We start from the raw sequence: 24,938 nt of genomic DNA, 5'->3' as shown, positions 1-24,938 counted from the left end.
CGTACCCAAGGATAGTGGAAGGCATGCTCGCTTTCACGCTTCGCCGCGCGGTTCAGGCCATCGGCGTCATGTTCGCCGTGGGCATCATCGCCTTCTCGATGTTCCGTTTCGCCGGCGACCCCGTCAACCAGATCGTCTCGATCGACACCTCGGCGGCCGAACGCGAAATCGTGCGTAAGTCGCTCGGTCTCGACGATCCCGTGCCGGTGCAGTTCGTGCGCTACTTCGCCGATGCCGCGCAGTTCAAGTTCGGCGTCTCCTATCAGTTCCGCCAGCCGGTCTCGACTTTGTTGATGGAGCGGATGCCCGCCACGCTGGAACTTGCGATCTGCGCCACCGTCTTTGCAATGGTGTTCGGGATTCTGATGGGGGTCTATTCGGCGCTTAGGCGCGACACCTTGCTGGCCAAGCTGTTCCAGGCGGTTTCGCTCGTCGGAATCTCGTTGCCGACTTTCCTGATCGGCATTCTGCTGATCTACCTGTTCGCCGTGACATTGGGCTGGTTGCCCTCGTTCGGCCGCGGCGAGGTGGTCAAGCTCGGCTGGTGGAGCACGGGCCTGCTCACGCTGTCGGGACTGAAGGCATTGATCATGCCCTCGATCACCCTCGGCCTGTTCCAGATGACCTTGATCATGCGGCTGGTGCGGGCGGAGATGCTGGAGGTGCTGCGAACCGACTATATCCGCTTCGCCCGTGCCCGGGGGCTCACCACCCGCGCCATCCATTTCGGCCACGCGCTGAAGAACACGCTGATTCCCGTGATCACGGTGGCCGGACTCCAGTTTGGCTCGGTTATTGCATTTTCGATCATCACCGAAACCGTGTTCCAATGGCCGGGCATGGGACTTCTGTTCGTGCAGGCCGTGCAAAACGTCGACATCCCGATCATGGCCGCCTACCTGCTGATGGTTTCGCTGATCTTCGTCACCATCAACCTGGTGGTCGACATCCTCTACACCGTGGTCGATCCGCGCCTCCGCGCGACCGTCGGCCGCGCCTCATAAGGCAGCCCTGCATGTCCGACGCAGCCGCCTCCAATGCCGACGAGCAGAGCACGCCGCCCGCCCATGTCGGCCGCAGCTGGCTGAGCCGCGCGCTCGACAGCGACATCTTCTATTCGTTCCGCCGTTCCAAGCTGACCATGGTGGCGGCGGCCATCACCGTGCTGTTCTTCCTGCTCGCGATCTTTGCATCCGCCCTCGCGGTGCAGAACCCGTTCGATCCGGCGCAGCTCCAGTTGATGAACTCGCGCATCTCGCCGCTCTGGACCGCCGACGGACAGAGCCCGTTCCTGCTCGGCACCGACGAGCAGGGCCGCGACGTGTTCTCCGCCATCCTCTATGGAATGCGCATCTCGCTCGCGGTGGGCGTCGCCGGCGTGATCTTCGCCGGTGCGCTCGGCATCGCGCTCGGCCTGATCGCCGGCTATTTCGGCGGCGCGGTCGACGGCGTGATCATGCGGATCGCCGACGTGCAGCTCACCTTTCCCGCCATTCTGATCGCGCTGCTGGTCAACGGCATCGCCAAATCCATCTTCGGCAACCGGCTGGATGCCACCAGCATGCTCGTGGTGCTGGTGATCTCGATCGGCCTGAGTTTCTGGGTGGGGTATGCCCGAACGGTGCGGGGCTCCGTGATGGTCGAGAAGAACAAGGATTACGTGGCTGCCGCGCAACTGATCGGCCTTCCCGCGCCGACGATCATGCTGCGCCACGTGCTGCCCAACACTATGGGCCCGATCCTGGTCATCGCCACCATCAACCTGGCGCTGGCCATCATCACCGAGGCGACGCTGTCCTTCCTGGGCGTCGGCCTGCCCGACACGATGCCCTCGCTCGGCACCCTGATCCGCATCGGCAACAACTACCTGTTCGCTGGCGAATGGTGGATCGTCGCCTTCCCGGGCCTGGCGCTGGCCGGGCTGATCCTGTCGATCAATTTGCTGGGCGACTGGCTGCGCGACGCGCTCAATCCGAAACTCCGATGAGCAACATTTCGATGAGTCCGCCCCGCTCATGACCGAACCAATCCTCTCCGTGCGCAACCTCCAGGTGGAGTTCGCCTCCCGCCGCGGCACGCTGCGCGCTATCGACGGCGCCTCCTTCGACATCGCCAAGGGCGAGGTGCTGGGCGTGGTCGGCGAATCCGGAGCCGGAAAATCCGTCACCGGTCTTGCCGTGATCGGCCTGATCGATCCTCCCGGCCGCATCGCCGGCGGCGAGATTCGTCTGGCAGGCCAGCGCATCGACCATCTGCCGCCTGAGGAGATGCGCCGCATCCGCGGCAAGCGGATCGGCATGATCTTCCAGGACCCCCTCACTTCCCTCAATCCGCTGTATCGGGTCGGCGACCAGATCGTGGAGACGATCAGGACCCATTTGGACCTGTCCGAATCCGCCGCCCGCCGCCGCGCCATCGACCTGCTCGCCGAGGTCGGCATTCCCGCGCCGGACCGGCGCATCGACGGCTATCCGCACGAATTCTCCGGCGGCATGCGTCAGCGCGTCGTGATCGCGCTGGCGATCTGCGCCGAGCCCGAGCTGATCATCGCCGACGAGCCGACCACCGCGCTCGACGTCTCCGTGCAGGCGCAGATCATCTCGCTGATCAAGCGGCTCGGCCGCGACCACGGCACCGCCGTGATGCTGGTGACGCACGACATGGGCGTGATCGCGGAGACCTCGGACCGCGTTGCGGTGATGTATGCCGGCCGCGTCGCCGAGATCGGTCCGGTGCAGGATGTCGTCAGAAATCCGCTGCACCCCTACGCCAAAGGCTTGATGGGCGCGATTCCGACGCTGGCCGGCGACGACAAGCGCCTCCAGCAGATCCCCGGTTCGATGCCGCGCCTCTCGGCAATCCCGCGCGGCTGTTCGTTCAATCCGCGCTGCGCCTTCGCCTTCGACCGCTGCCGGGTCGAGCGGCCGGAGCCGCTGCCGCGCGGCACGCAATCGGTCGCCTGCCACCTCTACGACAACGTGCCGGCGGAGAGCGCGGCATGAGCGCTCCCTTCGTTCAGGCCACAAATCTGCGTCGGGTTTTCGATGTCTCGAAACCCTGGCTCAACCGCATGCTCGAGGGCGGGCACCTCGAGTATCTCAAGGCGGTCGACCACGTCACCTTCGACATCAGGAAGGGTGAGACGTTTGCGCTGGTCGGCGAGTCCGGCTCGGGCAAGACCACGGTGGCGCGGATGGTCGTGGGGCTGCTGCCGCCGAGCGCCGGCGACGTCCTGATCGACGGCGTCTCGATGACCGATCCGCGGCAGACGCCGGCGCGGCGGAAGTTGCGCCGCCGCATCCAGATGATCTTCCAGGATCCCTATGCCAGCCTGAACCCGCGCTTCCGCGTCGACGCCATCATCTCCGAGCCGATCCGCGCCTTCGACTTGATCCAGGGCGAGCGCGACATCCGGGCCCGCGTCGCCGAGCTGCTCACGCTGGTCGGCCTGCATCCCGACGACCGGCTGAAGTTTCCGCACGAATTCTCGGGCGGCCAGCGTCAGCGCATCGCAATTGCGCGGGCGCTCGCTTCCGACGCCGAGTTCATCGTCTGCGACGAGCCGACTTCGGCGCTCGACGTCTCGGTGCAAGCGCAGATCCTCAACCTGATGCGCGACCTCCAGGACAAGTTCGGCCTGACCTACATGTTCATCAGCCACAACCTCGCCGTAGTCCGCCACATGGCGAGCCGCGTCGGCGTGATGTATCTCGGCCGCATCGTCGAGATCGCGGAGGGACGCGAGCTGTTCGCCAATCCGCGCATGCCCTACACCAAGATGCTGCTGGGCGCCGTGCCCGACCTTGCCATGAGCGGCCGCCAGCGCATTCCGGTGAAAGGCGAGATCCCGAACCCGATCAACCCGCCCTCCGGCTGCGCCTTCAATCCGCGCTGTCCACTGGCGTTCAATCTCTGCCGCAAGGAGGCTCCGGAACTGATCGGCGGCGTCGCCTGCCATGCGGTCAACACCGCACCGGTCCCGGCGTGACGCGCGCGTGCCATGCAGCCTGCGCATTTGGCCGCGGCCCGTCCCTGTGATCAATTGCGCGCGCCGCAAGTGAGGTAATCGATGGCCAGCAACGTCAACCCCGATCCCTTTACGACGCGCCCCGAGATCGAGGGCACGTTCGGGGTCGTCGCCACCACGCACTGGATCGCGACCGCAATCGGCATGGCCATTCTCGAAAAGGGCGGCAACGCCTTCGACGCCGGAGTCGCCACCGCCTTCACGCTCCAGGTGGTCGAGCCGCATCTGAACGGCCCGGGCGGCGACGTGCCCGTCATCGTGCACGATGTGAAGCGCGGCCGCACCGAGGTGATCTGCGGCCAGGGCCCGGCGCCGGCACGCGCCACCATCGCGCACTACAGGAGCGAGGGCCTCGACATGGTGCCGGGCACCGGCCTGCTCGCCGCCTGCGTCCCCGGCACCTTCGAATCCTGGATGATGCTGCTGCGCGACTACGGCACGATGCGCGTGCGCGACGTGCTGGAGCCCGCCATCTCCTATGCGCGCGACGGCTACCCGCTGGTGGAGCGCGCCTGCGCCACGATCCAGACCGTCGAGCAATTGTTCCGCAAGCATTGGCCGACCTCCGCCGCCGTCTATCTGCCGAACGGCGAGGTGCCGAAGCCGGGCACGCTGTTCACCAACAAGACGCTGGCCGCAACTTATGCCCGCATTCTCGGCGAGGCCGAGAGCGGCGGCGGAGGCCGCGATGCCGAGATCGAGCGGGCGCGCAAGGCCTGGTCGCAAGGCTTCGTCGCCGAGGCCATCGACCGGTTCTGCCGGACCCAGGAGGTGATGGACGTCAGCGGCTCGCCGCATCGCGGCGTGCTGTCCGCCGACGACATGGCGCGCTGGCAGCCGACCATCGAGGCGCCGCTCACCTACGATTATGGCCGCTACACCGTGTGCAAGGCCGGCGTCTGGAGCCAGGGCCCGGTGACGCTGCAGCAGCTGGCGCTCCTGAAGGGCTTTGGGCTCGACGGGCTCGATCCGACCGGACCGGAGTTCATTCATCTGCAGATCGAATGCGCCAAGCTCGCCTTCGCCGACCGCGAGAAGTTCTATGGCGATCCTAAATTCAGCGAGATCCCGATCGGGACGCTGCTGTCGGATGCGTATAACGACGAGCGCCGCAAGCTCGTGACCGAGAAGGCTTCGCTCGATCTCCGGCCCGGCGCGGTCGAGGGCTTTGGCGGCGTGGTCAAGCTGCGTCGCGCCGAAGGACAGCGCGAGGCCGTGGGCGCTTTGGGTGCCGGCGAACCAACCGTGGGGCGCTTCGGCGAGGTGCGCGGCGACACCGTGCATTTCGACATCATCGACAAGGCCGGCAACATGGTATCCTCGACGCCGTCCGGTGGCTGGCTGCAATCCTCGCCCGTCATTCCCGAATTGGGTTTCTGCCTCGGCAGCCGCGCCCAGATGTTCGATCTGGAAGAGAACCAGCCGAGTTCGCTGGCGCCCGGCAAGCGGCCGCGCACGACGCTGTCGCCGAGCATGGCGCTGCGCGACGGCGAGCCTTACCTCGCCTGGGGCTCGCCCGGCGGCGATCAGCAGGACCAATGGATCACCCAGTTCTTCCTGCGCCACGTCCATTGCAATCTCAATCTCCAGGAAGCCATCGACGCGCCGGCCTGGCACTCCGAGCATTTCCCGATCTCGTTCTGGCCGCGCACCGCGCGCCCCGGCGTGCTCGTGGTCGAGAACCGCGTGCCCAAGGCGACGATCGAGAACCTGCGCGAGCGCGGGCACATCGTCGAGGTCGGCCCCGACTGGTCCGAAGGCCGCCTCACCGCGGCCTCGCGTGTCGGACCGCGCCGGCGCGCCGCCGCCAATCCGCGCGGCATGCAAGGTTACGCCGCGGGACGCTGATAGGCAGCACATGACCTGGTCGATCATCGCGAAAGATCCTGCCACCGGCCAGTTCGGCATCGCGGTCGCGACTCGGTTCTTCGCCGTCGGTGCCCGCGTGCCCTATATCGCGGCCGGCCTCGGCGCGATCGCGACGCAGGCCTTCGTCAATCCCTATTACGGCATCGACGGGGTCAAGCTGCTGCGCGAGGGTCTCAACGTCCACGACGTGCTCGCAACGCTGCTCGCGGCGGACGAGGGCCGCGAAAGCCGGCAGGTCCACATCATGGATGCGAGCGGCGCAATCGCGGCGCATACCGGCCGCGACTGCGTCGATTGGTGCGGACACGTCGCGGGCAGCGGATATTCGATCGCCGGCAACATGCTCGCTGGCGCCGACGTGCTTGCCGAGACGGCAAAGACCTATCTCGCCAACGACAGCCTGCCCTTCCCGCGCCGCCTGCTCGCGGCGATGCGCGCTGGGGAAGCCGCCGGCGGCGACAAGCGCGGAAAGCAGTCCGCGGCGCTCCTGATCCACGGCGAGGAGGAATGGCCGGCGCTGGACATTCGCGCCGACGATCATCCCGACCCGATCGGCGAGCTCGAACGGCTCGAACGCGTCAGCCACGAGCTCTGGGTGCACTTTCGCGCGTCGATGCCGACGCGAAAGAACCCGGCCGGCAACACCGATCGCAGCGTCATCGACGCCAGCATCGCAGCCGCACGCGCAAGACAGTCATGAGCGCGAGCCCTCTCATCGAGATCAGGGACCTGCGCATCCGTTTCCACGGCGACGACGGCCGCATCACCCACGCGGTCGACAGCGTCGATCTCAGCGTGGCCAACGGCGCGACGCTGGGCCTCGTCGGCGAATCCGGCTGCGGCAAGAGCGTGACGTCGCTCGCGATCATGGGCCTCTTGCCGAAACAAAGCGCGGAGATAACCGGCGCGATCCGCTTCGACGGCCTCGATCTGCTGCGGACGACGGATCAGACCCTGCGCGATTTGCGCGGCAACCGGCTCGCGATGATCTTCCAGGAGCCGATGACCTCGCTCAATCCGAGCTTCACGATCGGCGACCAGATCATCGAGACCATCTTGCGCCATCGCGGCGGCTCGCGAAAAAGCGCGCGCGAGCGGACGATCGAGCTGTTGCGCCGCGTCCACATCCCATCACCCGAACGCCGCATCGACGAATATCCGCACAAGCTGTCCGGCGGCATGCGCCAGCGCGTGATGATCGCGATGGCGCTGGCCTGCGATCCGCACCTCTTGATCGCGGACGAGCCGACCACGGCGCTCGACGTCACCCTGCAGGCCCAGATCCTGGAGCTGATGCGCGAGCTGAAGGCGGCCAGCGGCGCCGCCATCATCCTGATCACCCACGATCTCGGCGTCGTCGCCGAAGTCTGCGACGAGGTCGCGGTGATGTATGCCGGCGAGATCGTCGAGCGGGCGCCGGTGGACGAGCTGTTCTCCGCCCCGCAGCATCCTTACACAGTGGGCCTGCTCGGCTCGATCCCGCGGCTCGACCATCGCGCCGAGCAGCTTGCGACGATCGAAGGCATGGTGCCGAACATGGCGCAGCCGCCGGCGGGCTGCCGCTTCGCGGCGCGCTGCCCGTTCGTGCTGGACGCCTGCAGTCATGCGCCGCCGCCATTGCTCGAAATCAGCCCCGGCCATCTCTCGCGCTGCATCCGCGCGCCGCTCGAACGTCTGGTGGCGTGATGGCGCTGCTCGAGGTTACCGGCCTGGTCAAGCATTTCGTCGCCCGGCGCTCGCTGTTTGGCCGGCCGCTGGCGCACGTCAAGGCGGTCGATGGGGTTTCCTTCACGCTCGAGGCCGGCAAGACACTGGCCCTGGTCGGCGAATCCGGTTGCGGCAAATCCACGATCAGCCGCCTGGTGCTGCGACTGATCGAGCCGGATTCGGGCACGGTGCGGTTCGAGGGCCGCGACCTGCTCGCGCTCGACGCCGGCGGCTTGCGCGCGTTCCGCCGCGAGGCGCAGATCATCTTCCAGGACCCCTATGCCTCGCTCAACCCGCGCATGACGGTCGGCCAGATCCTGACCGAACCGCTGGCGCTGCACGATCTCGTGCCGCCGGCGCAGCGCCGCGCGCGCGTCGCCGAGCTGCTGCGGCTGGTCGGGCTGGAGCCGCGCCTCGCCCGGCGCTATCCGCACGAATTCTCCGGCGGCCAGCGCCAGCGCATCGCCATCGCCCGCGCGCTCGCGGTCGAGCCGAAGCTGATCATCTGCGACGAGCCGGTCTCGGCGCTCGACGTCTCGATCCGCGCGCAGATCCTCAACCTGCTGCGTGAGCTGCAGGACCGGCTCGGCCTCGCCTACATCTTCGTCTCGCACGACCTCGCCGTGATCAAGCACATCGCCGACCAGGTGGCGGTGATGAATCTCGGCCAGATCGTCGAGACGGCTAAGGCCGACGCGCTGTTCGCCGCGCCACGTCATCCCTACAGCCGGGCGCTGCTATCCGCGATCCCGCTGCCGCAGCCGAAGGCGAAACGAACGACGGTCCTGCTGGAGGGCGAAATCCCGAGCGCGCTCAATCCTCCGGCCGGCTGCCGCTTCCACACCCGCTGCCCGTTCGTGATCGAGCGTTGCCGCAGCGAGGCGCCGAAGCTGACGGCGGACGGCACCGGCCATGCCGCCGCCTGTCACCGAATGGCAGAGCTGCCGTCTGCCGATGCCATTCTGCCGGTAGCGGGCGGATTTTCGCCGGCGCTTGCAAGATTGGTCGCGGCCTTCAGCCAAAAGACGGAAGGCCGGAGCTCCGCCGGGGTTGGTATACAAGACACTGCGTCCACAACGAAATAGCCGAAGCAATGGGGATTGTCCGATGAAGATGTTTCGCCTGGCCGCAACGGCCGCCGCCCTCCTGTTGTCGATCGGAGCCGTGCAGGCTCAGACCACGCTTCGCATAGGCCTCGCCGAGGACCCCGATATCCTCGATCCCACGATGGCGCGCACCTATGTCGGCCGCATCGTGTTCTCCGCCTTCTGCGACAAGCTGTTCGACATCGACGAGAAGCTCAACATCGTGCCGCAGCTCGCGCTGTCGAGCGAGACCGTCGACGACGGCAAGGGCCTCGTCATCAAGTTGCGCCCCGGCGTGAAATTCCACGACGGCGAGCCGCTCGATGCCGAGGCCGTCAAGTTCTCGCTGGAACGCCATCTGACGTTCACCGGCTCGTTCCGCAAGCCGGAGCTGGCCTCGGTCGATCACATCGAGGTCGTCGATCCCCTCACCGTCAAGCTGGTGCTGAAGTCGCCGTTCTCGCCGCTGCTCGCCCAGCTCACCGACCGTGCCGGCATGATGATGTCGCCGAAGGCCGCGAAAGAGGCCGGCGACAAGTTCGGCCTGCGCCCGGTCTGCGCCGGCCCCTACAAATTCGTCGAGCGGGTGCAGCAGGACCGCATCGTGTTCGAGAAGTTCGCCGACTACTGGAATAAGGACAACGTCTTCATCGACAAGATCGTGTTCCAGCCGATCGTCGATGCCACCGTGCGGCTCGCGAACCTGAAATCCGGCGGGCTCGACCTGATCGAACGCGTGCTCGCAACGGATCTGAAGGACGTGCGCGCGGATTCGCGGCTGAAGGTCGCGACCGCCATCGAGCTCGGCTATCAGGGCATCACGCTCAACATCGGCAAGGACAAGGCCAAGGGACCGCTCAGCCAGTCCGCCAAGGTGCGGCAGGCACTCGACCTCGCCATCGACCGCGAGGCGATCAACCAGGTCGTGTTCAACGGTGAGTTCAAACCAGGCAACCAATGGGTCAATCCGGATCACCCCTATTATCAGGGTGCATTTCCCATCCGCAGCCGTGATGTCGCCAAGGCCAAGGCGCTGCTGAAGGAAGCCGGCGTCGCGCCGCCTGTCAGCGTCGACTTTCTGGTGCCGAAGGGTGCCGAAACCGAAGCCGTGGCCCAAGTGGTGCAATCCATGGCGAGCGAAGCCGGCTTCGATATGAAGATCCGGGTTACCGAGTTCGCAACGTCGCTGAAACAGGCCGAAACCGGCGACTATCAGGCCTTCATGCTGGCATGGAGCGGACGTATCGACCCCGACGGCAATTCCTACGTGTTCTTGTACAAGGACGCGCCGCAGAACTACAGCGCATGGAACAACCCTCAGGCCGACAAGGCGCTGCAGGACGCGCGGCTGGTCACCGATCCCGCCAAGCGCAAAGCGAGCTATGAGACGCTCGCCAAGCTCGTGCAGGAGGAGGAGCCGCTGCTCTACCTCTACCACCGCCGCATCATCATCGCGCACACGACGAGGCTAGAAGGCTACAAGCAGATGCCCGACGGCCTCGTTCGCGTGATCGGGCTGAAGTTGAAGTGATCGATCTGAAACTCAGTCCGTGTCCCGGACGCGGCGCAGCGCGGAAGCGCTGCACCACTGAGCCGGGACCCACGGCGACGACGAACCGTTGCAGCCGGGTCTCGGTTCAGCGGCGCAACATTGCGAGTTGCGCCGCGCCCGGGACACAGGTGCGACCATGCTGAACTTCCTCGCCCGCCGCCTTGCGCAGATTGTGCCGACGCTGTTCTTCGTCTCGGTGCTGATTTTCTCGCTGCAGCAATTGCTGCCGGGCGATCCCGCGCTGGTGATGGCGGGCGAAGAGCGCGATCCGGCCGTGATCGAGCAGATCCGCCGCCAGTACCGGCTCGATCAGCCCGTGCCGGTCCAGTACGTCTACTGGATCAAGGGCGTCCTCGCGGGCGATTTCGGCGAGTCGCTGCGCAACAAGATGCCGGTGCGCGAGCTGATCGCGCAGAAGCTGCCGGTGACTCTGCAGCTCGGCTCGATGGCGATCGTGATCGCCTTCCTGATCGGCATTCCCGCCGGCATCGTCGCCGCCGTCAAGAAGGGTTCGGCCTGGGACTATTGCGCGAACCTGTTTGCACTGTGGGGCATCTCGACGCCGAACTTCTGGCTCGGGATCATGCTGATCTTCCTGTTCTCGATCGAGCTCGGCTGGCTGCCGGCGTCCGGCTATGTGCCGCTCACAGAGAACTGGCGCGCCAGCCTGGCGGTCACCATCATGCCAGCATTCGTGCTCGGCAATGCGATTGCCGCGGTCCTGATGCGGCATACGCGCAGCGCCATGCTGCAGGTGCTGGAGAGCGATTACGTCCGCACCGCTCGCGCCAAGGGCCTGTTGGAGCGCTCGGTGATCCTCAAGCATGCCATGCGCAATGCGCTGACCCCTGTCATTACCCTCGGCGCGCTCGAGCTCGGCACGCTGCTGTCCGGCGCCGTCCTGACCGAGCAGATCTTCTCCATTCCCGGGTTCGGCAAGCTGATCGTGGATGCCGTGTTCAACCGCGATTATGCCGTGGTGCAGGGTGTGGTGCTGGTGACGGCCACGATCTACATCACGCTGAACCTCGTGGCCGACATCGCCTACATCCTCGTCAATCCGCGGCTTCGGGGCTAGTTTCATGACCGATGCTGCGCTGCCGAGCCCTCTCACGCATTCCGACGAGCTGGATAGCCCGGCCCGCCGCGCGCGTCGGCGGCTGTTCAAGCGGAAGGCGGCGGTGTTCGGCCTCATCGTGCTCACGATGTTCATCCTGCTCGCCGTGCTGGCTCCGCTCATCGTGCCCTATGATCCCATCGCGACGAGCTGGAGCCTGGTGCGCAAGCCGCCCAATGCGGCGCACTGGTTCGGCACCGACGAACTCGGCCGCGACATCCTCAGCCGCATCGTCTACGGCGCGCGCGCCTCGCTGCTGGCGGGCCTCATCTCGGTCGCGATCGCGCTCGGCATCGGCGTTCCGCTCGGCCTCCTCGCCGGTTATCGCGGCGGCTTTATCGATGCGCTGATCAGCCGGGTCACGGATGCGATGCTGGCGTGCCCGTTCCTGATCCTGGCGATCGCGCTCGCGGCGTTCCTCGGGCCGAGCCTCGGCAATGCCATGATCGCGATCGGCATCTCGGCAACACCGATCTTCATCCGCCTGACCCGCGGCCAGGTCCTCGTGGTCAAGGCCGAGGACTATGTCGAGGCGGCGCGCGCGCTCGGCAATCCGCCGTGGCGGATCGCGCTCTCGCATATCCTGCCGAACATCCTGCCCGCGCTGCTGGTGCAGGCGACGCTCTCGATCGCCGCCGCCATCATCGCCGAGGCCGCGCTGTCGTTCCTCGGCCTCGGCCAGCAACCGCCGGCACCGTCCTGGGGCAGCATGCTGAACGCCGCGCAACGCTTCCTGACACAGGCGCCGTGGATGGCGATCTGGCCGGGACTTGCGATCTTTCTCGTGGTGCTGTCGCTGAACCTGCTCGGCGACGGCCTGCGCGACGCGCTCGATCCGCGGCAGCGGTAGAAGTTCCTCATGGTGCGGAGCGCGCTCCTCGCGCGCGTCTCGAACCATGAGAGCTCCGCTGTCGCCTGCGGCCATGCTTCGATGGGGCGGCCTGCTGGCCGCTCTCAGGATGAGGATCTCAAATCACGACTTCCCGCATCACGCGGCGGCAATCCATCTCGTATTCGAGATCGACCACCGGCGGCCGGGCGAAATGCCAGGTCAGGCCCGAGCGCAGCGCGCCGCGGCGCACCAGCTCGTCGACGAGCGTGTGGTGGAAGTCGTGGACGGAATAGGCCTGCACGCCGGTCGTATCCTTCCAGCCGAAGCCGAAGGCCGCCATCCGATTCTCCATCTGTGAGGTGGTCGTGAAGCGCACCTTCTCGCGCAGACCCTCCGGGCTGAGATCACGATAGCGCACCGTGCGCTCGACATAGGTCCCGCTGCCTTCGCGCGCCTCGGCGCCGCCGGCGATCACGAACGACGGGGCCTTGGAGCGGGTCGGCCGCGTGAACGAGAATGCATAGAACGACGGTTCGGACGGCGGATCGATCTCGGGACAGACATTGCTGCGCGCCACCGGATTGGTGGTGCCGTCGAAGATGCCCCATTCCGACAGCGTCTTGACATAGTGCAGATTGAACGCGCGAAAGCCCTCCTCGCTGAAGGCCGCCGGCGAACGCAGTTCGCAGGCGCAGAACGCCGTCAGCGGACGCCCGGCTTCCTGGATGAACTTCGCCGCCAGCGCAAAGCCTTCCGCGAGCGGCACCAGACGATCGAAGCGGACGCGTTCGATCTCGTAGCCGTCATCCGCGGCGGCGCCAGCCGAATATTGAAACACGGACGGAATGAAGCGGTAATTGCCGGAAGGGAAATCACGGATCATGACGAACTCCTATTCAAGCTGCATGCGAATGCCCTTGGCGCCGTTGAGAAGGCGCTTCAGGTGAAAACCGGCCAGGGAATCGTCGGCATGCGCGCCGACCAGCGCAGCAAAGGCAGGCATGGCCGCGGCGTCGCCGGCCGCCATCCTGGCGAAAGCCTCAGCATACAGCGCGGTTTCCGGCGCCTCGTATTTTGCCGGCGGCAACGGCTCGAACGCGCGCAACGGCTCGCTGCGTCCGCGCAGCATCAGCTCACCCACGGGGCGCCCTTGAAAACCCTCAGCCGCCTCGGCAACGCTGGCGCTGACGCAGATGCGCGTCCCCAGATGCTTGTTGGCGGCCTCCAGCCGCGCCGCGATGTTGATGGAATCCCCATACGCGGTGTAGTCGAAGTAACGGTTGCCGCCGAAATTACCGACCAGCGCAGGCCCGGCGTGAATGCCGATGCGGGTCGCACCGAAGGTGATGCCCATCGCATGTTGCCGGCCTCGGAACTCCTCCGCCCAGGCATCGAGCGCATGGGCACAAGCGACCGCGCGCGTGGCATAATCCGGCTGATCCCCTGGCGCGTTGAAGAGCACCTGGATCGCATCGCCAATGATCTTTGCGACCGTCCCCTCATGCGCGAAGACGATCTCGGTCATGCCGCCGACATACTCGTTGAGCAGCTTGCCCAATGCCTCGGGCGGGGCGGTCTCGACCAGCGAGGTGAAGCCCGTAATGTCGGTGAAGATGGTGGCGACATCTCGCCACTTCACCTCGATTCCCTCGCCTTCGCCGCTGGCGGCCAGACGTTTGGCCAGCTCGGGCGAGAAATGACGCGACAGCGCGGCATGGGCGCGCTCGGCTTCCATCTGGCGCCGGCGCGCCTCGTGCAGCATCTCGATGTGGCGGATGGTCTTGCCGATCGTGGCTTCCAGATCGGCGAAATCGATCGGCTTGGTCAGGAAGTCGAACGCCCCGCGGTTCATGGCGGTTCGAATGTTGCTCATGTCGCCATAGGCGGAGACGATGATGGTTGACTTCTTCTCCTCGGCCTCCTGGAGCTTCGCCAGCAGAGACAGCCCGTCCATCCGGGGCATGTTGATGTCGGAAACCACCATGTCGACCTGCGGGTTCTGCTCGAGCGAGGCCAGCGCCTCGAGACCGTCGCGGGCGAACATGATGGTCACCTCTCCGTCGCGGATCTGCCTGCGGAACTTTTGCAGGACCAGCGCCTCGAGATCCGGCTCGTCGTCGACGAAGAGGATGGTGGTGCTCATGCGGCCTGCTCGAGCCTCGTGTCGATCTCCTGTCGCAGCAAGGCGAAGTCGATCGGCTTGGTGAGCAGCCCGACGGCGCCGCGCTCGATCGCCTTCCGCCGCGTCTCGGCATCGCCATAGGCCGTGATCATGATGACGGGAACGTCCGGATGCGCGGCACGCACCTTCGGCAGCATGTCCAGCCCGCTCATGCCTGGCATGTTGATGTCGGACAGGATCAGCGAGGGGGTGCGGACCTCGGCGGCACGCTTGAGCGCATCGGGCGCGGAGGTGGCGAACTCCATCTGAAAGCGGCCGGCGCGCAGCTCGCGTCGGAACTGCTGCCGGAACAGCGCCTCGACGTCGGGCTCGTCGTCAACGACCAGGATGTAAGCGTTCACGACTTGCCTCCGGACATGCCGCCCGCCGCCATCGTGCGCGGCAGGGTGATGGTGCATTCGGTAATACACCGGGTTCGGTATCCACGTCGATGGCGCCGCCGTGCTGCTTCACGACGATATCATGGCGTCGAGCGATCGCCGCAGGCCGGAGGTCCGCTGCGGCTGCGGCGCCGAAATGGCAGATGCCGTGGTACAACGAAAAAAAGGGCGGCAACGGTCTGGCCGCTACCGCCCTCTGGTTCGCGTGCGAGCCGTCTCAGGTCGGCCGCAGGGCCTTGCCGCCGAGATCGATCTCGCTGATCTGCTTGTTCCGCTCGGAATCGGCCGCCGCGCGGTGGTCGGTCGCCAGCACCACGTACACTGCCGGCAGCACGAACAGGGTAAACAGCGTGCCGATCGACATGCCTGCCACGACGACCAGACCGATCGAGAAGCGGCTGGCCGCGCCCGCGCCGGTCGCGGTCAGCAGCGGTATCAGGCCGGTCACCATGGCGGCCGTGGTCATCAGGATCGGCCGCAGGCGGATGCGGGCCGACATCTCGATGGCCGAGCGGCGGTCGAGCCGCTCGTTGACCTGGAGCTCGTTGGCGAACTCCACCATCAGGATGCCGTGCTTGGTGATCAAGCCGACCAGCGTGAGCAGACCGACCTGGGTGTAAATGTTCATCGTCGCCATGCCGAAGAATAGCGGGATCAGCGCGCCCACGATTGCCATCGGCACCGAGATCATGATGACCAGCGGATCGCGCAAGCTCTCGAATTGCGCTGCCAGCACCAGGAAGATGATGATCAGCGCGAAGCCGAAGGTGATCGCGAGCTGGTTGCCTTCCTGCACGTATTGACGGCTATCCGCCAGATAGTCGTGGCTGAAGCCTTGCGGCAGCTTCTTGGCCTCGCCTTCCAGGAAGTCCACCGCGGCACCGACGGTGACGCCGGGCATGGGCACGGCCGAGAACGTCGCCGAATTGAGCTGGTTGAAGTGCGTCAGCGAATTCGGGTCGGTCTTTGTCCTGATCGAGACGACGGTGGATAGCGGAAGCTGCTGGCCGGTGTTGGTCGTCACATAGAAGCCAGCGAGCGATTCAGGCGACAGCCGCTTGGCGCGGGGCACCTGCGGGATTACCTGGTAGGAGCGGCCTTCGAGGTTGAACCGGTTGATGTAGTTGCCGCCAAGCAGCACAGCGAGCGTGGCGCCGAGATTCTGCATGTTGACGCCGAGATCCTGCGCCTTGGTGCGGTCGATCGTCACCTCCACGTTCGGCTGGTTGTAGGCGAGATCGCTGTCGGAGACGATGAACATGCCACTCTTTCGCGCAGCATCCTTCAGCTTCTCCATCTGTTCATAGACGGTCTGGAACCCGGCCGTGGAGTTGATCACCATCTGGATCGGCAGTCCGCCAGGGCCGCCCGGCAGCGGCGGCAGGTTGAACGCGAAGGCCTGCACGCCCTCGATCTTGGAGAGCTCGGCCTGCACCAGCGGCTTCAAGGCGATCGACGAGCGCTTGCGCTCGTCCCATGGCTTGAGCAGCATGCCGGCGATCCCGCCCTGCGGGCCGTTGATGCCGTTCAGCACGAAGCGCAGATCGGTCTCGGGGAATTTCCCGAACTCCTTGTCGAGCTTCTCGCCATAGAAGTCGAGATAATCGATGTTGGCGTATTTCGGAGCCTTGGTCACCGCGAACACGATGCCCTGGTCTTCCTCGGGTGCCAGCTCCTTGGCGGTGTGCATGTAGAGGAAGCCGACGAGACCGAGGATCGTGATCGCGAACAGGCCGGTGATGGCCTTATAGTCGAGCGAGCGATCGAGCCTGCGCCCGTACCAGCGCGTCATCGCGCCGAACACCCGGTTTACGAGCTTGGCGAAGCGGCCCTCTTCGGTGTTCTTCAGCAACACCGAGCACATCATCGGCGACAACGTGAGTGCGATCACGCCCGACACGATCACCGAACCCGCAAGCGTGAAGGCGAATTCGCGAAACAGCGAACCGGTGAGCCCGCCGAGGAAGCCGATCGGCGCGTACACCGCAGCGAGCGTGATGGTCATGGAGATGACCGGGCCGACGATTTCGCGCGCGCCTTGCAGCGACGCCTGGACCGGCGTCTTGCCCTCCTCCAGATGGCGATGGATGTTCTCCACCACGACGATGGCGTCGTCGACCACGAGGCCGATCGCCAGCACCATCGCGAGCAGCGTCAGGAGGTTGAAGCTGAAGCCCAGCGCCAGCATCATGGTGCAGACGCCGATCATCGACAGCGGAATGGTGACGACGGGAATGATGACCGACCGCAGCGAGGCCAGGAACAGGAAGATGACCACGATCACGATGATCACGGCTTCGCCCAATGTATTCCGCACCTCGTCGATCGAGGACTGGATGAACTTGGTCGAGTCGTAGGCGACCTTCATCTTCATCGACGGCGGGAGGTTGCGCTCGAGTTCGGGAAACAGCGCGCGCACACCCTTGACCAGCGTCAGTGGATTGCCCTGTGGCGTCGCCTGAACGCCGATGAAGATCGCGCGCTCACCGTTGAAGGCGACGCTGGCGTCCGTGCTCTGAGCCGCAAGCTCGACGGTGGCGATGTCCTCCATCCGCACGAAGCCGCCGTCCTTTGCCTTGACGATCATCTTCTTGAACTGATCGACGCTGGTCAGGCCGGTATTGGTCGAGACGTTCGAGACGATCAGATAGCCCTTGGTCTGGCCCGCCGCCGATTGGAAGTTATTGGCCTGGATGGCCGCAGCGACATCCGACGGCGACACATTGCGGCCCGCCATCTTCACGGGATCGAGCCACAGCCGCATCGCAAAGGTCTGGCCGCCCAGGATGTCGGCCGAGGCGACGCCGTCGACGGTCGACAGCACTGGCTGCACCACGCGCGTCAGATAGTCCGAGATCGCCGAGCCGGACAGCTCCTCGGAGGAGAAGCCGAGATACATGACGGCCGTGGTCTGGCCGGTGGTCTTGGTGACGATCGGGTCGTTGGATTCCTTCGGGATCAGGTACTTGACCGAGTTCGTCTTCGCCAGAACCTCGGTGAGCGCCTGGTTCGGGTCGAAATTCAGCTTGATGTAGACCTGGATCGTCGAGGTGCCGAGCACCGAGGAAGAGGTGATGTAATCGACGCCCTCGGCCGAGGCGATCGCCTGCTCGATTGGCGTAGTGATGAAGCCCTGGATCAGGTCCGCGGACGCGCCGGGATAGACGGTCGTGATGTTGATGACCGTGTTCGACAGCTTCGGATATTGCCGGATCGGCAGCACCATCGCCGCACGCAGGCCGATTAGCAGGATCAGCAGGCTGACGACGACCGCCAGGACCGGTCGTTTGATGAAAATGTCGGTAAAGGCCATCGCGGCGATCTCGATTCTATCTCTCTACAAACGTGATCCGGCCGGGCCGGATCACGCGCGTGCATGTGTCAGTAGCGCGGAGGCTGCGCCGGGATCGGCGGGGTCGGATCGGTCGAAATCGACACCGGGGCGCCCGATTGCAGCTTGAGCTGGCCGAGCGCGACGACCTTGTCGCCCGCTTTCAGGCCCTTGATGATTTCGACGCGACCCTCGACCCGGCTGCCGGTCTGCACGAAGGTACGCACCGCCGACAGGCTGGTCTTGCCGTCCTCTTCCTTCTTCTCGGAGATCACGAACACGGAGTCGCCGTACAGCGTGTAGTCGACCGCCGTCTCGGGAACGGTGATCACCGCCGGCTTCTCCGGCAGCACCACCGTCGTGGTGACGAACATGCCGGGCTTCAGGATCTTCTCCGGATTGGCAATCGTCGCCTGCACACGGATGTTGCGGGTGTCGGTCGATATCTGCGGCTCGATCGTGGTGATCTTGCCTTCGAAGGTGCGGCCCGGATAGGCGTCGACTCTGAGCCGGACGACCTGGCCGACCTTGAGACTGCCGGAATCCTTTTCGGTCACGGTGAAGTTCGCCCACAGCTCCGACAGATCGGTCAGCGATACGATCGCCGTACCTGCCGTCAGGTATTGACCGACCTCGACCTTGCGGACGCCGAGATCGCCGGCGAACGGTGCGCGGACCAGCTTTTGCGAAATCAAGGCTTCGGTCTTGGCGATGCCCGCCTGCGCCTGGTCGTAGGCAGCCTGCGCGGAATCGACGGTCGCCTGCGGGCCGAACTGGCGCGCGGCCAGCTGCTTGGCGCGGTCGAGCGACAGCTGCGCGACGGTCGCCTGAGCCTTGTAATTGGCGAGGTCGCCCTGCTCCGGCGCATCGAACAGCTGCACCAGGGGCGTGCCGGCCTCGACACGCGTGCCCGGCTGGAACTTGATCTCGGTGACGCGACCGTTGACGTCGGCACTGACGTCGACCTGGTGCACGGCGACGAGGCTGCCCACCGCGGTGAGCAGGTTCGGCACCACCTCGGACTTCGCCTCCGCTGCGCTGACGGCCGTCGGCGGCGGCTTGTTGTTGGCGAAGAACTGCTTGATCATCTGGCCGCGGAAATAGTTGAACCAGACGAGGCCACCGACCAGCGCGGCGAGCAGCGTGCCGACGATGATGAACCACAGCACCGGCCGGACCGGACGCTTGGGAGCCTTGTTGTCGATCGGTTCGCCCGAAATCTTGTGCTCGGTTACGATGTTCATGTCATGCACTTTCTGCAATCGCCGTCTTGCCTTTATCCGCGGCCTGATCGTGGCCCAGATGCGAAGCAATTGCGGCGTCGTTAAGTCCGATACCCCTCAGGAGAAACTCGCACAGCTGCCGCTCGAGGTCTTCGGCCTTGCCGTAGGCGAGGCAAGGTGTCGTCGACAGCCTGGTCAGCGCCGCGGTCATCACCGTGTGATGCGCAAACCAGAACAGGTTGAGCGGCTCACCGCTGCCGGGCCGCGCGTCACCGCCGGCAACGGCGCGTTCGAGTGAGGCGACGAAGACCGAGCCGATCAACGTCTCGATCTTGGCATACAGCAAACGGGCGAATTCGCCATCGTCCAAATGGCTGGTGGCCATCAGTCGCAGGCGTTGCGCTTCTTCCTGGTCGGGACCAAGGAAGTGCTGAACCATACCGCGGATCAGCTCGACCAGAGTGGCCGTCGACGGCTCCCGCTCCAGCAGTTCGACGAGCGCCGGGTCCGCCTCGCATTCGTCACTGAGGATTTCAGCGTACAGCGCCGCCTTGGACGGGAAATGCTTGAACAGCAGCGCCTCGGAAATGGCAGCGGCGGCCGCCACGCTCTTCGTCGTGGTGCCGTTGTAGCCATGTCGGGCAAAGCAACGCTTCGCGGCTCCGAGGATCAATTGACGCCTCAGGTCGCTCGTCATGCGTAATGAGCTCATGCTGGGTGAGTAAGCACTCACCCACGCTGAAGTCAAGCACTATATTGCAGCGCAACCTGCATGCGACCTGGAATCAATGGAATTTGATCAAGCCTGCAGGACCCGCGTGCGGGCGTTCGTCAAGGGATGGACGGACCGCTTAAATCGGCTGGAAGCCGAGGTCGCCGCGCAGCCGGTTGACGATGTAGGTCCCGTCGCGGGTCGGCAAGATCCGCTCCAGGGCGGCGCTGTCGATCTTCACGTTGGCAAAGCACGGCCCCGCCGAGACGTCATGGACGGCTTTGGCGAAGGCCTCGACCTCGGCCATGGTCGTGACAGCCCGGCTGTCGTTGATGCCGCAGGCGCGGGCGATGCCGACCAGATCGGCGGCGGCCGAGGTGTGGCTGGTCTGGCCGCCGGTCTCGCCATAGACCTCGTTGTCGAGCACCGCGATCGAGAGGTTGGACGGCTTCTGCAGGCCGATCGTGGCAAGGCTGCCCATCCCCATCAGCATCTCGCCATCGCCGGTGATGACCAATACCGGCAGCTTGGGCTGCGCCAATGCGAGGCCGAGGCCGATCATCGCCGCGCCGCCCATGCCGCCCCAGAGGTAAAAGTTGCGGGCGTGGTCGCCGGCCGCGCACATGTCGTTGGTGGAGGCACCCAGGCCGCCGATCGCGACGACGTCCTTGCGGTTCGCCAGCAGCGTGGAGACCACCTGACGGCGGTCGAGGAGATTGGCCTTGCTCATTTGGTGAACACCTTGGCGCCGATCAGGCGCTGCGACAGGAGGACGGCGGTGGGCGTCAGCGCGTTATAGGCTTGCGATGCAGCAGCCTCCAACACGGCCGGCACCTCGGCCGCGTGCGAGGCGCGCAGCACCTGGACGCCCGAGAGCTCGAACACGCCTTGGGTGGTCGAGCCCATCGGCACCTGCCAGGGATTGAACTCGCCCCACTCGCCGCGCATGGTCACCAGCGTCAGGAAGGGAATGCGCAGGATCGGGATCAGCGACAGCATGTTGATGCAATTGCCGACGCCGCTCGACTGCATCAGCAAGACGCCGCGCTGTCCGCCGGCCCAGGCGCCCGCAAGCAGCGCCACGCCCTCCTCCTCGGTCGTCAAGGGGATGCCGCGCATGGTGGAGGAGCCCAGCACACGCTGGATCAGACTGGAATGACCGGCGTCGGGCACGTAAGGCACCTGCCGGACGTCGAAGCGCTGCAGTGTCGCGAAAATATCGTCGGGCCAACTCGGTGTCGTGTCGGCAGCGTCAGTGCGTGCGTGCATTTTCCCGTCCGCTCGGCTAGCAGTGTGCAAAGACTGTAGACGCATGCATGCGCCGATCAGAACAACAAAAACGGCATAACGGCTTTAACCGGCGAGTATAACGGGATGAACGCAGATGCGAAGGAGCTGGCGGCAAGCTTCGACCTCGAGAAGCTGACGCCCGAGTTCTACGACAACCCCTATCCGACCTATCGTGCACTGCGGGAAAACGAGCCGGTCAAGCGGCTGCGCAGCGGCACCGTGTTCCTGACCCGCTACGACGATCTCGTCACCACCTACAAGAACACCAAATCGTTCAGTTCGGACAAGAAGCGCGAGTTCTTGCCGAAATACGGCGACACCCCGCTCTACGAGCATCACACCACCAGCCTCGTCTTCAACGATCCGCCCTCGCATACGCGGGTGCGCCGCCTGATCATGGGCGCGCTGTCGCCGCGGGCGATCGCCGGCATGGAGGGCGATCTCATCAAGCTCGTCGACGGCCTGCTTGATGCTATCGCGGCCAAGGGACGATGCGAGCTGATCGAGGATTTCGCGGCCTCCATCCCGATCGAGGTGATCGGCAATCTGCTCGACGTGCCCCATGACGAGCGCGGGCCGCTGCGCGACTGGTCGCTGGCGATCCTCGGCGCGCTCGAGCCCGTAGTGTCGCCCGACGCGGCTGCGCGCGGCAACAAGGCGGTGCAAGACTTTTTGGCCTATCTCGAAACGCTGGTGGAGCGCCGGCGCGCCAGGCCCGGCAATCCCGAGCGCGATGTGCTGACGCGCCTGATCCAGGGGGAGGAAAACGGCGAGCGACTGACCGAGAAGGAGCTGCTGCACAATTGCATCTTCCTGCTCAACGCCGGCCACGAGACCACCACCAACCTAATCGGCAACGGCCTCGTCGCGCTGGACCAGCATCCGGACCAGAAGCAGCGGCTGATCGACAATCCCGACATGATCAAGACCGCGGTCGAGGAGATGCTGCGCTACGAGAGCTCGAACCAGCTCGGCAACCGCATGACCACCGAGCGCGTCGAGCTGGGCGGCGTCATGCTGGAGGCCGGCACGTCGGTGACGCTGTGCATCGGCGCGGCCAACCGCGATCCCGCGCAGTTTCCCGACCCCGAACGCTTCGACATCGCGCGCGCGCCGAACCGGCATCTCGCCTTCGCCACCGGTGCGCATCAATGCGCCGGCATGGCGCTGGCGCGGCTGGAAGGGGCGATCGCGATCTCACGCTTCCTGGCGCGCTTCCCGAACTATGCCATGAGCGGCAAGCCGGTGCGGGGCGGACGGGTGCGGTTTCGCGGGTTTTTGAGCGTGCCCTGCTCGATCGGCTGAGGTCGCACAGCAAAATCTGCGAAAACAACCCCATGCACAGTAGCCAAGTGCTTGATATAATTCGATATTCGGCACAGAAAACGGCACTGGCAACGGTCTTATAATACCGCTAAACCACCGTCCTGTGCCGCGCGATGCAGGTGCGCAGCACCTCGTCCATCGGCTTGCCCCACCAGTCGTCGGAGAAGATCTCGATCTCGGAATAGCCAGCAAAGCCCTGCGCTTCGACGGCTTGACGCACCGATGTGATGTCGATGACGCCGTCGCCCATCATGCCGCGGTCGTTGAGAATGTCCCTGGTCGGCACCAGCCAGTCGCAGACGTGAAAGGCGAGCAGGCGATCCTGGCCGGCGCGCGCGATCTGGCCCATCAGCTCCGGATCCCACCAGATGTGATAGACGTCGAGCGCGACGCCGAGCATGCCGCTGCGGCCAGGATCGAGTCGGTCGCAGATATCGAGCGCCTGCTTGGTCGTGTTCACACAGGCGCGGTCGGCCGCATAGGCCGGATGCAGGGGCTCGATCGCCAGCGGCAGCTTGGCCTGCCGGGCGTACTCAAGCATCTCCGCGATCGCGTCCTCGACCTGTCCGCGCGCCGCCGCGATGTCCTTCGAGGCTTCGCTGCCGGGCCGCGAATATTGCGGCAGGCCGCCGACGACCAGGACGATGCAGGGCGCGCCCAGCGCCTTGGCTTCGTCGACGCAGCGCCGGTTGTCGTCACGCACCTCGCCCCGGCGCGGGGTATCAGAGGTGAACATGCCGCCGCGGCAATAGCCTGACAGTTCGAGGCCGGCATCGCGCACCACGCGGGCGGCGCGGTCGAGGCCGACGCTTGCGACCTGGTCGCGCCAGGGATCGATGGCCCGGATGCCGTGCTTCGCACAGGCCTCGATGATGGCGACGAGATCACCCTGCTTGCGGACGGTCGCCGTGTTCAGCGACAGCCAGCGATGGTCGGACGAAAAATCGCGCATCAGGCTTCGATTCCGCGGGTGGCGAGCACGGTTTTCATCCGCTGCGTCGCGAGTTCAGGATTGGCGAGCAGGCCGGCCTTGTCGGCGAGACGGAACAGCTCGGCCAAATGTAGCGTGGACCGCGTGCTCTCCTGTCCCCCGACCATGGTGAAGTGATCCTGGTGGCCGTTGAGGTAGGCCATGAACACGACACCGGTCTTGTAGAACCGCGTCGGCGCCTTGAAGATATGACGCGACAACGGCACCGTCGGCCCGAGCACGTCGTGGAAGCCGGTCTCGTCGCCCGCCGCCAGCCGCGACAGCGCATAGGACGCCGCCGGCGCGATCGCATCGAAGATGCCGAGCAGCGCATGCGAGAAGCCTTGTTCGTCGCCGGCGATCAACTCCGCATAGTTGAAGTCGTCCCCCGTGTACATCCTGATGCGCTTGTCGAGGCGCCTGCGCATGTCGATCTCGCGCTGCTTGTCGAGCAGCGAGACCTTGACGCCGTCGACCTTGGCGGCGTTGCCGTTGATGATGGCCACCGCAATGTCCATCGCCTTGTCGAGATCGCCAGTGCCCCAATAGCCTGATAGCGCCGGATCGAACATGTCGCCGAGCCAGTGGATGATCACGGGTTCGCGGACCTGCGACAGCACGCGGTCGTAGACCTTGGCGTAATCGTCGGCATTGCGGCCGAGCTTCGCCAGCGCGCGCGAGGCCATCAGGATGATGCGGCCGCCGACCTTCTCGATTGCGGAAATCTGCTCCTCATAGGCGCGGATCACGTCGTCGAGACTCCTGGCATCCTCCACGGCGAGATGATCCGTGCCTGCACCGGAGAACACCAGCGCGTTGCGGCGCCTGGCGGCGGCGACCGAGCGCGTGATCAGCTCCAGCGAGGTCGGCCAGTCCAGCCCCATGCCGCGCTGGGCGGTGTCCATGGCTTCGGCGACGCCGAGGCCGAGATCCCAGACGTGCTCGCGGAAGGCGATGGTCTTGTCCCAGTCGACGGCGGCGGAGAGCCAGGGATCGGTGTCCGCGAAGGGATCGGCCACTGTGTGCACGGCAGAGAAGGCGATGCGATTCAGCGGTCCTTCGAGCTTCGCGGGAAATTTGCGCGAGGCAGCTAACCGGTAAGTCTCGATCGAGCGATCGGCCTTCGGCAGCTTGAGCGACAAGGAGGACATGGGTTGGACGGGCTTATTCATGGTTCAGACCTCTCCGCGTCATTGCGAGGAGCTCGCGACAAATTGCGAAGCAATTTGCGCTGGCGACGAAGCAATCCAGGCTGCCTCGGCGGAAAGATCCTGGATTGCTTCGCTTCCGCCTTCGCTCTTCGAGCTCCGGCGGACAAAGTCGCTCGCAATGACG

At 65.4% G+C, this 24,938-nt stretch carries 22 protein-coding genes; 12 read left to right on the top strand and 10 right to left on the bottom strand.

The features are described 5' to 3' along the window. Positions 1-23: 23 nt before the first annotated feature. From DCM80_RS21670 to DCM80_RS21620, 11 genes are all read left to right on the top strand, one after another. Positions 24-1,004, top strand: a complete 981-nt coding sequence (locus DCM80_RS21670; RefSeq protein WP_257193596.1) for an ABC transporter permease — start codon at positions 24-26, stop codon at positions 1,002-1,004. 11 nt (positions 1,005-1,015) lie between these two features. Further along, the gene (locus DCM80_RS21665; protein WP_257193595.1) at positions 1,016-1,987 is read left to right on the top strand and encodes an ABC transporter permease; all 972 of its coding nucleotides are present in this window, start codon (positions 1,016-1,018) and stop codon (positions 1,985-1,987) included. Between the two features lie 28 nt (positions 1,988-2,015). Then, positions 2,016-3,002, top strand: a complete 987-nt coding sequence (locus DCM80_RS21660; protein WP_257193594.1) for an ABC transporter ATP-binding protein — start codon at positions 2,016-2,018, stop codon at positions 3,000-3,002. Then, a complete protein-coding gene (locus DCM80_RS21655; RefSeq protein ID WP_257193593.1) occupies positions 2,999-3,988 on the top strand; it encodes an ABC transporter ATP-binding protein in 990 nt (329 codons plus the stop codon). The genes DCM80_RS21660 and DCM80_RS21655 overlap by 4 nt, the downstream gene beginning before the upstream one ends. A gap of 81 nt (positions 3,989-4,069) precedes the next feature. Then, positions 4,070-5,875: a gamma-glutamyltransferase family protein gene (locus DCM80_RS21650; RefSeq protein WP_257193592.1), complete on the top strand. Its 1,806-nt coding sequence runs from the start codon at positions 4,070-4,072 to the stop codon at positions 5,873-5,875. Positions 5,876-5,885: 10 nt separating this feature from the next. Next, complete coding sequence (locus DCM80_RS21645; protein WP_257193591.1) at positions 5,886-6,596, top strand: DUF1028 domain-containing protein; 711 nt, start codon at positions 5,886-5,888, stop codon at positions 6,594-6,596. After that, the gene (locus DCM80_RS21640) at positions 6,593-7,582 is read left to right on the top strand and encodes an ABC transporter ATP-binding protein (protein WP_257193590.1); all 990 of its coding nucleotides are present in this window, start codon (positions 6,593-6,595) and stop codon (positions 7,580-7,582) included. Before DCM80_RS21645 ends, DCM80_RS21640 begins: the two co-directional genes overlap by 4 nt. After that, a complete protein-coding gene (locus DCM80_RS21635) occupies positions 7,582-8,688 on the top strand; it encodes an ABC transporter ATP-binding protein (protein ID WP_257193589.1) in 1,107 nt (368 codons plus the stop codon). The genes DCM80_RS21640 and DCM80_RS21635 overlap by 1 nt, the downstream gene beginning before the upstream one ends. A 22-nt stretch (positions 8,689-8,710) precedes the next feature. Beyond that, positions 8,711-10,219, top strand: a complete 1,509-nt coding sequence (locus DCM80_RS21630; protein WP_257193588.1) for an ABC transporter substrate-binding protein — start codon at positions 8,711-8,713, stop codon at positions 10,217-10,219. 157 nt (positions 10,220-10,376) lie between these two features. Beyond that, positions 10,377-11,318, top strand: a complete 942-nt coding sequence (locus DCM80_RS21625) for an ABC transporter permease (protein ID WP_257177350.1) — start codon at positions 10,377-10,379, stop codon at positions 11,316-11,318. A 4-nt stretch (positions 11,319-11,322) separates the two neighbouring features. Beyond that, positions 11,323-12,207, top strand: coding sequence for an ABC transporter permease (locus DCM80_RS21620; RefSeq protein WP_257193586.1), 885 nt, complete (start codon positions 11,323-11,325; stop codon positions 12,205-12,207). 118 nt (positions 12,208-12,325) lie between these two features. On the opposite strand, the gene DCM80_RS21615 is transcribed toward DCM80_RS21620, so the two are convergent. The 8 genes from DCM80_RS21615 to DCM80_RS21580 all read right to left on the bottom strand — a co-directional run bounded on the left by DCM80_RS21615 (position 12,326) and on the right by DCM80_RS21580 (position 21,286). Then, positions 12,326-13,072: a hypothetical protein gene (locus DCM80_RS21615; protein ID WP_257193585.1), complete on the bottom strand. Its 747-nt coding sequence runs from the start codon at positions 13,070-13,072 to the stop codon at positions 12,326-12,328. Positions 13,073-13,081: 9 nt separating this feature from the next. Continuing rightward, positions 13,082-14,332 carry an adenylate/guanylate cyclase domain-containing protein gene (locus tag DCM80_RS21610; protein ID WP_257193584.1) on the bottom strand — a complete coding sequence of 417 codons (1,251 nt, stop codon included), beginning with the start codon at positions 14,330-14,332 and terminating at the stop codon, positions 13,082-13,084. Next, complete coding sequence (locus DCM80_RS21605; RefSeq protein WP_028135199.1) at positions 14,329-14,712, bottom strand: response regulator; 384 nt, start codon at positions 14,710-14,712, stop codon at positions 14,329-14,331. The genes DCM80_RS21610 and DCM80_RS21605 overlap by 4 nt, the downstream gene beginning before the upstream one ends. A gap of 256 nt (positions 14,713-14,968) precedes the next feature. Continuing rightward, on the bottom strand, positions 14,969-18,064 hold the full coding sequence (locus DCM80_RS21600) for a MexW/MexI family multidrug efflux RND transporter permease subunit (RefSeq protein WP_257193583.1): 3,096 nt from the start codon (positions 18,062-18,064) through the stop codon (positions 14,969-14,971). A gap of 68 nt (positions 18,065-18,132) precedes the next feature. Then, positions 18,133-19,326 carry an efflux RND transporter periplasmic adaptor subunit gene (locus tag DCM80_RS21595; RefSeq protein ID WP_257193582.1) on the bottom strand — a complete coding sequence of 398 codons (1,194 nt, stop codon included), beginning with the start codon at positions 19,324-19,326 and terminating at the stop codon, positions 18,133-18,135. A gap of 1 nt (position 19,327) precedes the next feature. Further along, positions 19,328-20,017: a TetR/AcrR family transcriptional regulator gene (locus DCM80_RS21590; RefSeq protein WP_257193581.1), complete on the bottom strand. Its 690-nt coding sequence runs from the start codon at positions 20,015-20,017 to the stop codon at positions 19,328-19,330. Between the two features lie 139 nt (positions 20,018-20,156). Continuing rightward, positions 20,157-20,747 carry a thiamine pyrophosphate-dependent enzyme gene (locus DCM80_RS21585; RefSeq protein WP_257193580.1) on the bottom strand — a complete coding sequence of 197 codons (591 nt, stop codon included), beginning with the start codon at positions 20,745-20,747 and terminating at the stop codon, positions 20,157-20,159. After that, entirely contained in the window at positions 20,744-21,286 is a 543-nt protein-coding gene (locus DCM80_RS21580) for a phosphonopyruvate decarboxylase (protein WP_257193579.1), read from the bottom strand. Before DCM80_RS21580 ends, DCM80_RS21585 begins: the two co-directional genes overlap by 4 nt. Before the next feature lie 105 nt (positions 21,287-21,391). Between DCM80_RS21580 and DCM80_RS21575 the strand changes: the two genes are divergently transcribed. Then, positions 21,392-22,612, top strand: a complete 1,221-nt coding sequence (locus DCM80_RS21575) for a cytochrome P450 (protein WP_257193578.1) — start codon at positions 21,392-21,394, stop codon at positions 22,610-22,612. Between the two features lie 109 nt (positions 22,613-22,721). Here the strand turns inward: DCM80_RS21575 and DCM80_RS21570 are convergent, their stop codons facing one another. After that, positions 22,722-23,585, bottom strand: coding sequence for a sugar phosphate isomerase/epimerase (locus DCM80_RS21570; protein ID WP_257193577.1), 864 nt, complete (start codon positions 23,583-23,585; stop codon positions 22,722-22,724). Beyond that, complete coding sequence (locus DCM80_RS21565; RefSeq protein ID WP_257193576.1) at positions 23,585-24,775, bottom strand: dihydrodipicolinate synthase family protein; 1,191 nt, start codon at positions 24,773-24,775, stop codon at positions 23,585-23,587. The genes DCM80_RS21570 and DCM80_RS21565 overlap by 1 nt, the downstream gene beginning before the upstream one ends. Positions 24,776-24,938 lie beyond the last annotated feature (163 nt).

Source organism: Bradyrhizobium sp. WBOS08 (assembly GCF_024585125.1).
Lineage (GTDB): Bacteria > Pseudomonadota > Alphaproteobacteria > Rhizobiales > Xanthobacteraceae > Bradyrhizobium > Bradyrhizobium japonicum_B.
This window is presented reverse-complemented; position numbering and strand designations above follow the sequence as displayed.